Annotated in this window: 8 protein-coding genes; 7 read left to right on the top strand and 1 reads right to left on the bottom strand. The window is 64.6% G+C overall.

Annotated elements, in window-relative coordinates:
• The 5 genes from lpxC to FJW05_RS27255 form a co-directional block, all read left to right on the top strand.
• On the top strand, window positions 1–764 hold a 764-nt coding region (gene lpxC / locus FJW05_RS27275), incomplete at its 5' end, for a UDP-3-O-acyl-N-acetylglucosamine deacetylase (RefSeq protein WP_140637168.1).
• Window positions 765–966: 202 nt separating this feature from the next.
• The gene (locus FJW05_RS27270; protein ID WP_095769002.1) at window positions 967–1,836 is read left to right on the top strand and encodes an outer membrane protein assembly factor BamD; all 870 of its coding nucleotides are present in this window, start codon (window positions 967–969) and stop codon (window positions 1,834–1,836) included.
• Window positions 1,837–1,844: 8 nt separating this feature from the next.
• Window positions 1,845–3,518: a DNA repair protein RecN gene (recN, locus tag FJW05_RS27265; protein ID WP_140637166.1), complete on the top strand. Its 1,674-nt coding sequence runs from the start codon at window positions 1,845–1,847 to the stop codon at window positions 3,516–3,518.
• Window positions 3,519–3,655: 137 nt separating this feature from the next.
• On the top strand, window positions 3,656–5,863 hold the full coding sequence (gene ligA / locus FJW05_RS27260) for an NAD-dependent DNA ligase LigA (protein ID WP_140637164.1): 2,208 nt from the start codon (window positions 3,656–3,658) through the stop codon (window positions 5,861–5,863).
• The gene (locus FJW05_RS27255) at window positions 5,863–6,555 is read left to right on the top strand and encodes a TIGR02453 family protein (protein WP_140543305.1); all 693 of its coding nucleotides are present in this window, start codon (window positions 5,863–5,865) and stop codon (window positions 6,553–6,555) included. The genes ligA and FJW05_RS27255 overlap by 1 nt, the downstream gene beginning before the upstream one ends.
• A 24-nt stretch (window positions 6,556–6,579) precedes the next feature.
• Here the strand turns inward: FJW05_RS27255 and FJW05_RS27250 are convergent, their stop codons facing one another.
• Window positions 6,580–7,338 (bottom strand): SDR family oxidoreductase, encoded by a 759-nt coding sequence (locus FJW05_RS27250; protein WP_140637162.1) that lies wholly within the window; start codon window positions 7,336–7,338, stop codon window positions 6,580–6,582.
• Between the two features lie 379 nt (window positions 7,339–7,717).
• On the opposite strand from FJW05_RS27250, the gene FJW05_RS27240 reads away from it, so the two are divergent.
• Entirely contained in the window at window positions 7,718–8,446 is a 729-nt protein-coding gene (locus FJW05_RS27240; RefSeq protein ID WP_140637160.1) for an AzlC family ABC transporter permease, read from the top strand.
• Window positions 8,443–8,739: an AzlD family protein gene (locus FJW05_RS27235; RefSeq protein ID WP_140637158.1), complete on the top strand. Its 297-nt coding sequence runs from the start codon at window positions 8,443–8,445 to the stop codon at window positions 8,737–8,739. The genes FJW05_RS27240 and FJW05_RS27235 overlap by 4 nt, the downstream gene beginning before the upstream one ends.
• The last annotated feature ends 219 nt before the right edge of the window (window positions 8,740–8,958 follow it).

Here is an 8,958-nt window from a genome sequence, read left to right as displayed (position 1 = left end):
TCGGCGCCACCGATCTCTGCACCATGCTTGGCGATCCGGCCGGCGATCATATCGGCACCGTCGAGCATCTGATGGCCACGGTGTTCGGTCTCGGCATAGACAACCTCATCATCGAGATCGACGGTTCGGAAGTCCCCATTCTCGACGGCAGCGCCATGGCCTTCGTCGAAGCCATCGACCAGGCCGGCATCGAGACGCTGGCGGTGAGGCGTCGCTACATCCGTGTCGTCAAGCCGGTGCGTGTGGAAGCCGGCGCGTCCTGGGCGGAGTTCCGCCCCTATGACGGCACGCGGTTCGAGGTCGAGATCGATTTCGAGAGCCCGGCGATCGGCCGCCAGCAATTCGCCTCCGACATCAATCCCGACATCTTCCGCCGCGACATCGCGCGCGCTCGCACATTCGGCTTCATGAAGGACGTCGAGAGGCTTTGGGCCGCCGGCTACGCGCTCGGCTCGTCGCTCGAAAACTCGCTTGTCATCGGCGACGACAACCGCGTCATCAATGTCGGCGGGCTGCGCTATCCCAACGAATTCGCCCGCCACAAGACGCTCGATGCGATGGGCGATCTGGCGCTGGCCGGCGCGCGCTTCATCGGCTGCTTCCGCTCCTATCGCGGCGGCCACCGGATGAATGCCTCGGCATTGCGCCGGCTGCTTTCCGACCGGACGGCCTTCGAGATCGTCGAGACGAGACGTCGCGAGCGTGGTCGCGTCGCCGAGATGATCGCCGTCAGCGGGCCGGTCTACGCGCCCTGGGTGATCTGATTTTTAACCGTTTTCTGGCTTTGTAGTCGGGCTTGTGTTGCACGGCTGCATCACAGGGGCGCCAAAACGCGCGGCTTTGGCCATAGCGTCGGCCTGCCACAAAAATGTGCGATTGGCCGGACATAGCGTTGCCGGGCAAGGGGATAATGGTTTATGGCTTCGGCCCGGGACCGAAACGACGCCGAAGGGGCGGAATCCAAACATGTTTTTTTCGCGAGTTGGTCAATCGGTAACGCCGCGTCGGGGTGTTTTGCTGGCGCTGTCGGTGGTTGCTCCCGCGCTCGTGCTGTCGGCCTGCATGTCGTCCGAGAAGGATGTCAACCTGGCGACCTATGTCGACCAGACCGAGCCGGCCGACGTTCTCTACAACCAGGGCCTGGCCAACATGAATGCCGGCCGCCTCGATGAGGCGAGCAAGAAGTTCGATGCGGTCGACCGCCAGCATCCCTATTCCGAATTCGCGCGCAAATCGATGGTGATGGGCGCTTTCGCCGACTACCGCGCCGGCAATTACGACGAGGCGATCGGTTCGGCCAAGCGCTACCTGACCCTCTATCCCTCGACAGACGACGCGGCTTACGCGCAGTACATCATCGGCCTCTCCTACTATCGGCAGATCAAGGACGTCACCCAGGACCAGAAGGAAGCACGCCAGACCATCCAGACCATGCAGGATCTGGTGACGCGCTGGCCGAACTCCGAATATGTCGGCGACGCCAAGGACAAAATCCGCTTCGCCAGCGACCAGCTCGCCGGCAAGGAGATGCAGGTCGGCCGCTACTATCTCGAGCGCCGCGAATACATCGCCGCCGTGAAGCGTTTCCGCACCGTGGTCGAGAACTATTCCAACACCCGCCATGTCGAGGAGGCGCTCGCGCGCCTGACCGAGTCCTACTATGCGATGGGCCTGACCTCGGAAGCGCAGACGGCAGCGGCGGTGCTTGGTCACAATTATCCGGACAGCCCGTGGTACAAGGATTCCTACAAGCTCCTGCAGAGCAACGGGCTTGAACCCCGCGAAAATGCCGGATCGTGGATTTCCAAGGCCGGGAAGCTGATCACCGGCGCCTGAAGCTTGCGATGCTGTCCAGACTGTCGATCCGCGATATCGTCCTGATCGAGAAGCTGGACATCGACTTCCTGCCTGGGCTTTCGGTGCTGACCGGCGAAACCGGCGCCGGCAAATCCATCCTGCTCGATGCGTTGTCGCTGGCGCTTGGCGCGCGCGGCGATGCCTCGCTCGTCCGCCATGGCGCCGCGCAGGGTCAGGTCATTGCCGTGTTCGACGTGCCGCGCAACCATCCGGCACGCGCATTGCTCGCCGGAAACGACATCGAGGATGATGGCGACATCATTCTGCGCCGCGTGCAGACGGCCGATGGCCGCACCCGCGTCTTCGTCAACGACCAGCCCTCCAGCGTCACCCTGATGCGCGATGTCGGCCGCGCCCTGGTCGAGATCCATGGCCAGCATGACGAGCGGGCGCTGGTCGATCCCGGCGCGCATCGCGAATTGCTGGACAGTTTCGGCGGCCATCTGGGCGCCGTACGCGGCACGGGCGAAGCCTGGCGGTACTGGCGAAACTGCGAGCAGGAGCTTTCCCGACATCGCGCCAAGGTCGAGGCGGCGGCGCGCGAAGCCGATTATCTGCGCGCTTCCGTGGCCGAGCTCGCAAGACTCGACCCGCAGCCGGGCGAGGAAACGGAGCTTGCGGAGTTGCGCGCGACGATGATGCGCGTCGAAAAGATCGCCGCCGAAATCCATGATGCGCAGGATGTGCTGTCGGGGCCGTCCTCGCCCTTGCCGCAGCTCGCCAGCCTGTTGCGGCGGCTGCAGCGCAAGTCCAGCGAAGCGCCCGGCCTGCTCGACGACGTGGTGAAATCGCTCGACGAAGCGATGATTTCGCTCGACGCCGCGCAGTCCGGCGTGGAAGCAGCGCTTCGCGCCACCGAATATGATCCGCAGCGTCTGGAGAAGGCGGAAGAGCGTCTGTTTGCGCTGCGCGCCGCCTCTCGCAAGCACAGTGTCGCGGTCGACGATCTGGCGCAGCTGCGCGACACGATGGTGGCCGATCTTGCCGACCTCGATGCCGGCGAGGAGCGGCTGCACGCGCTGGCCAAGCAGGCCGCCGAGGCGCGCGAGGCCTACGATATTTCCGCGGCGCAGCTGTCGTCGCTGCGCCATGCGGCGGCGGCGGGCCTGACCAAGGCTGTCATGGCGGAACTGCCGGCGCTCAAGCTCGAACGGGCCGAGTTCATCGTCGAGATGGGAAGCGATGCCGAAAGCCGCATGGAAGAAGGCATCGACCAGGTCGAATTCTGGGTGCGCACCAATCCGGGCACCCGGCCGGGACCGATGATGAAGGTCGCTTCCGGCGGTGAGCTCTCGCGCTTCCTTTTGGCGCTGAAGGTGGCGCTGGCCGATCGCGGCTCGGCGCCGACCCTCGTGTTCGACGAGATCGACACCGGCGTCGGCGGCGCGGTGGCCGACGCCATCGGCCAGCGGCTGGCGCGGTTGTCGAAGCGGGTGCAAGTGCTTTCGGTCACGCATGCGCCGCAGGTCGCTGCGCGCGCCGCCACGCATTTCCTGATTTCCAAATCCGGCGGCAAGGACCGTGTGGCCACCGGCATTGCCGAAATGGACCGCGCGGCGCGCCAGGAGGAAATCGCGCGGATGCTGGCCGGCGCCACCATCACCGACGAAGCGCGCGCGGCAGCGGAGCGGTTGCTGCGCGAGAATACGGCTGCCGCATAGAAGGTTGGGCCACTTCGGTTCCAATCCGAGTCAGCAGATGGCTGCATCGTGCTGTTCAGCAATGATTTTTGCGCAAGCCCACTCCCTGCCGTCAAATCCTGATTTATAGTGGCGCGCCACAATCCAAGGACTGATGCATGTCGGAAAAACCCGTCGATTCGTTGAGCGAAGGCGAAGCCGCGGATGAGCTGAAGCAACTGGCGGCGGAGATCGCCGAGCATGACCGGCGTTATCACGCCGAGGACGCGCCGACGATCACCGATGCCGAGTATGATGCGCTGCGCCGGCGCAACCTCGCCATCGAAGAGCGCTTCCCCGATCTCGTGCGCGAGGATTCGCCGACGCGGCGGGTGGGCGCCCCGCCTGCGGAGGGCTTTACCAAGGTGCGGCACGCGGTGCCGATGCTGAGCCTCGCCAAGGCCTACACCGACCAGGACGTCGCCGATTTCATCGAGCGCGGAAGGCGTTTCTTCGACCGCGACAAAGACCTCGACATCGCCTTCACCGCCGAACCGAAGATCGACGGGCTGTCGGCCTCGCTGCGCTACGAGAGCGGCGTGTTCGTGCAGGGCGCGACGCGTGGCGACGGCACGGTCGGCGAGGACATCACCGCCAATTTGAAAACGATCGCCGATATCCCGAAGAAGCTGCAGGGTTCGGGCTGGCCGGAAATCATCGAGATCCGCGGCGAGGTCTACATGACCTATGCCGAATTCGAAGCTTTGAAGCAGCGTTCAGCGGCGGTCGGCGGCCAGGATTACGTCAATCCGCGCAACACGGCTGCAGGATCGCTGCGCCAGAAGGATCCATTGGTCACCGCCAGCCGCAATCTGAAATTCTTTGCCTATGCCTGGGGCTATACGACAGCGGACCCCGCGCCGACGCAGTTCGATTCCGTACAGAAGTTCAAGGAATGGGGCTTCAAGGTCAGCCCGCTGATGGTGCGGGCGAAGTCGATCGACGACCTGATCGCGCATTACCACCGCATCGAGGAGCAGCGCTCCTCGCTCGGCTACGACATAGACGGCGTCGTCTACAAGGTTGACCAGCTCGAGCTGCAGCGCCGCTGGGGCTTCGTCACCGGCGAGCCGCGCTGGGCGGTCGCCCACAAATTCCCGGCCGAGCAGGCGATGACGACCGTCGAGAAGATCGACATCCAGGTCGGCCGTACCGGCACGCTGGCCCCGGTGGCGCGGCTGGCGCCGGTCACGGTCGGCGGCGTGGTGGTCGAGAATGTCACGCTGCACAATGAAGACTACATCAAGGGTTTCGACAGCAACGGCCAGCCGATCCGCGACGGCATCGACGTGCGCATCGGCGACACGGTGGTCATCCAGCGGGCGGGGGATGTCATCCCGCAGATCGTCAGCGTCGTCGTCGACAAGCGGCCGGCTGGCGCGGTGCCTTATGAATTCCCGCATACCTGCCCGGTCTGCGGCTCGCGGGCGACGCGCGAGATCAACGAGAAGACAGGCAAGGAGGATTCGCGCCGGCGCTGCACCGGCGAGATGATCTGCGCCGCGCAGGCGGTCGAAAGGCTGCGTCACTTCGTGTCGCGAGGCGCGCTCGACATCGAAGGCCTCGGTGCCGAAAACATCGACCTGTTCTTCAATTCGGGGCTGGTAAAGACCGCCGCCGATATCTTCACGCTGAAGGACCGAAGGCCCGCCGTCACCAGGGCGCTGGCCGAGCGACGCGAGGAGCAGGCGAGGCTGCGCGAGGAAGCCTCGGGCAAGGCGCGCAAGAATGTGCGCAGCGTCGAGGAGCGTAATTATGAAGGTCTCGACAAGCTGTTTTCGGCCATCGACGCGCGCCGCGAGCCGGAGCTCGATCGTTTCATCTTCGCGCTCGGCATCCGCCATATCGGCGAGACGACGGCGGCCGTGCTTGCCCGCCAATTCTCGACCATCGAGGAACTGATCCGTGTCGGCAAGGAGATGGCGAAAGCGGAGGATCCGCACAGCGTCTTCCCGTCGATCAACGGCATCGGCGACACGGTGATAAACGCGTTGCGCGACTTCTTCGGCAATGAGCGAAATGACGATGTGCTGGACGCCTTGCTGGCGCAGGTTCATCCGAAACCCTACGTCATGGAATTCTCAGCCGGCAGCGAAGTCTTGGGCAAGACGGTGGTGTTCACCGGCTCGCTGGAAAAGATGACGCGTTCGGAAGCCAAGGCGATGGCGGAGCGGCTCGGCGCCAAGGTCGCGGGCTCGGTTTCGGCCAAGACCGACCTGGTGGTGGCGGGTCCTGGTGCCGGCTCGAAGCTGAAAGTTGCGAGCGACCTCGGCATCGAGGTGATCGACGAGGACACCTGGCTGCAGCGTATCGGCAGGGGCGGCTGATGACTGGCGCGTTCAAGGGTTTTGGGCCGAAGGCCATTCCGTTCCTGAAGGCGCTCGACTTCCACCAGAGCCGCGAGTGGTTCCAGGAAAACCGCGACCTTTACGACAGCGAGCTGCACGGGCCGTTCTGCGATCTGGTCGAGACGCTCACAGAGCGTTTCGAGGCGGCCAAGCTCGGCTTGCGCGGCGACCGCAAGAAATCGCTGTTCCGCATCAATCGCGACGTGCGCTTTTCCAAGGACAAGCGGCCCTACAACCGGCATCTCTCGGCGATCCTCTCGCCCGACGGCACCAAGATGGAGCAGGGCGTCTTCTATGTGCATATCGGGCTCGAGCGCTGCTTCGCGGGTGTGGCCTGGTGGCAGCCGGCGCCTGAATTGCTGCAGGCGATGCGCAAGGCGATCGTGACCAAGCCGGCCGCGTTCCGCGGCATGGTCTCGTCGCTCAACAAGGCCGGCCTCGCGCTCGATGCGGAAGACCGCCTGAAGCGGGCGCCGCGCGGTTTCGAGGATATCGGTGACGAGGATCTCGCCCAGGCGGTGCGCAGCCGGCATTTTGTGGTCCGGCACGAAATCGATCCGGCGACGATCCACTCGCCGGCGCTGGTCGACGATCTCGTCGGCTTCACGCTTGGCGCCAAGCCGCTGCTCGACTGGGGCAGGGCGATCCAGGGAACGGCCGTCGCGGCCTGACGCCGCCTCCGGCAGTCGCCGGGCTTACATCCGCATCAAGAGACCGCCATCGACGGCAAGCTCGATCCCGGTGATATAGCTCGCGGCGTCGGAGAGCAGGAAGAGCGCGGCGTTTGCCATGTCCTGCGGCGTGCCGATGCGGCCGAGCGGCGTATAATTCGCCACGGCGGCGCGCTTTTCTTCGGTGTCCCAGCGCGCCTGCAGCGGCGTCAGCGCCATGCCGGGGCAGATCGCGTTGGAGCGGATGCCGTCGCCGGCAAGCTGCATGGCAAGCGACTTCGACAGCGCGCAGACGCCCGCCTTCGAGGCCTGATAGGCATCCTGAGGCTTCGGATCGCCGCGATACCATTGAATGGTCGAGAAATGCACCATGGCGCCGCCGCGGCCGCCGGCGCGCATCTGCGGAACGACCGCGCGTACGGTGTGCACAAAGGACTTCAAATTGATGTTGAAGACCTGATCCCAGACGTCGAGGTCCATCTCGAGCGCCGATTTGTCGCGACCGAACCACAATACGCCGGCGACATTGGCGAGATAGTCGATGCCGCCGCGCTCGCGGCCCGCCGCACCGATGGTCCGCTCCACGAAGGCCGCGTCGGTCAAATCGCCCTGGGCGAAGGTGAGCCGGTCGTCGTACGAGGTGAGGGAGGCCGGACGCGACTTGATGTCGATGGCGGTGACGGAGGCGCCGGCATCGAGCAGCGCCAGCGCGATCGCTTCGCCCATCCCGCCGCCGGCTCCGGTGACGACCGCATGCCGGTCCGTGAAATCATAGACGACCATTCATTTCCCCTCGGTTCTTGCTGCAAGGCGCGACGCTATCTCTGCGCCAGGGCGCGATCGTTCGACAATAGGGGCCGGCAAAAAATCCCATCCGACGCCGGGCAGGCGTCGCACATCAGGGACTTCGAACGGCAGCGCTATTTCGTCAGCTGAGCAGTGGAGAACTTCCAACGTTTTGCAACACCGGCGATCAGTTCCGCTGATCATTGGGTCAGGCGAATTGGTGTGACATTGAAAGCGACGCTCCCTAAATGAAACCGCTCTTAAGGCGCGTCGCGCTGAACGAATCCAGGCGACGCGCTTTAAGTCTTTTTGTTGATGCATGTCGTTGTCCCAGAACCGCTGCGCACTTCTGGGCGACATGCACGAGGAGCGGTGCATGGCAGCGGAAGCAATCTCTGAGGGCAGAACGGGCAGCGATTTCTGGGACGGCGTGCGGCTTTCAATGCCGGTCGTCGTTGCGTCGGCGCCGTTCGCGGTGCTGTTCGGCACGCTTGCGGTCGATAATGGTTTTTCCGTCCTCGAAGCCTTCCTGATGAGCGCGATGATCTATGGCGGCGCCAGCCAGATGGTCGGCATCGAGCTGTTCGGCCAGCACGTCGCGCCATGGTTGATCGTGCTGTCGATCTTTGCGGTGAACTTTCGCCACGTGCTCTATTCGGCCGGCATCGGCCGGCGCATCGCGCATTGGCCGCTGCTGCAGCAGGCGCTCGGCTATTTCATCCTGACCGACCCGCAATTCGCCATCGCCGAGGCGAGGGCGGAGTCCGGCCGTCCCGTCGGCTTCGTCTGGTATCTGGGGCTAGGCCTGCCGGTCTATGTGTTTTGGGTGGTCGAAAGCGGATTGGGCGCGGTGTTCGGCAAGCTGATCCCCGACACGCATGCGCTGGGCATCGATTTCCTTTTGCCGATCTATTTCCTCGGCCTGGTGCTCGGCTTTCGCAAGCGGCCGCTTTGGGCGCCCGTCGTCGCCGCCAGCGCCGTCGCCTCGATCATCGCCTACAGAACTGTCGGCTCACCCTGGCATGTCTCGATCGGCGCAGTCGCCGGCATCCTCCTGGCGGTGATCCTGCCGCCGCATCACAGCGGCGTGGGCAAGCGGCCATGAGCACGACCTTCTGGATCATCCTGGCCGGCGCCGTCGCCACCTATCTGACCCGTGTCGGCGGCCACCTCGTCATCTCGCGCTTTGAGACCATTCATCCGCGCGTCGAGGCCGGCCTCAACGCCGTGCCTGCCGCCGTGCTGACGACGCTCGTCGCGCCGGAGCTGCTGCATGCCGGGCCGGCGGAATGGGCGGCGCTGGTCGTCACCGTGCTGGCATCGCTGCGCGGCGGCCTCATGGCGATGTTCTTGGCCGGGGCGGCGGTGCTGATAATCGCGCGCCAGTTTGTAGGGTAGGAACTCTGCCGGACGATAATTTCGAAGGGTAGGCGCTGGCCCTCATTGCCCTGATGGCATTCTCCCGTAAACGGGCTACGGCATCGACACATTTCGAAGCGGCTAGTCTTTGGCGATAGCGTGCATGGCAGCTTGGCGCATCCATTGTCCAATGTAGCGCTGGTCGACCCCCACTCCGTCTCGGCTTCGCCGAGCCACCTCTCCCCCGATCGACGGGGT

The organism is Mesorhizobium sp. B2-9-1 (assembly GCF_006439455.1).
Classification (GTDB): domain Bacteria; phylum Pseudomonadota; class Alphaproteobacteria; order Rhizobiales; family Rhizobiaceae; genus Mesorhizobium.
This window is presented reverse-complemented; position numbering and strand designations above follow the sequence as displayed.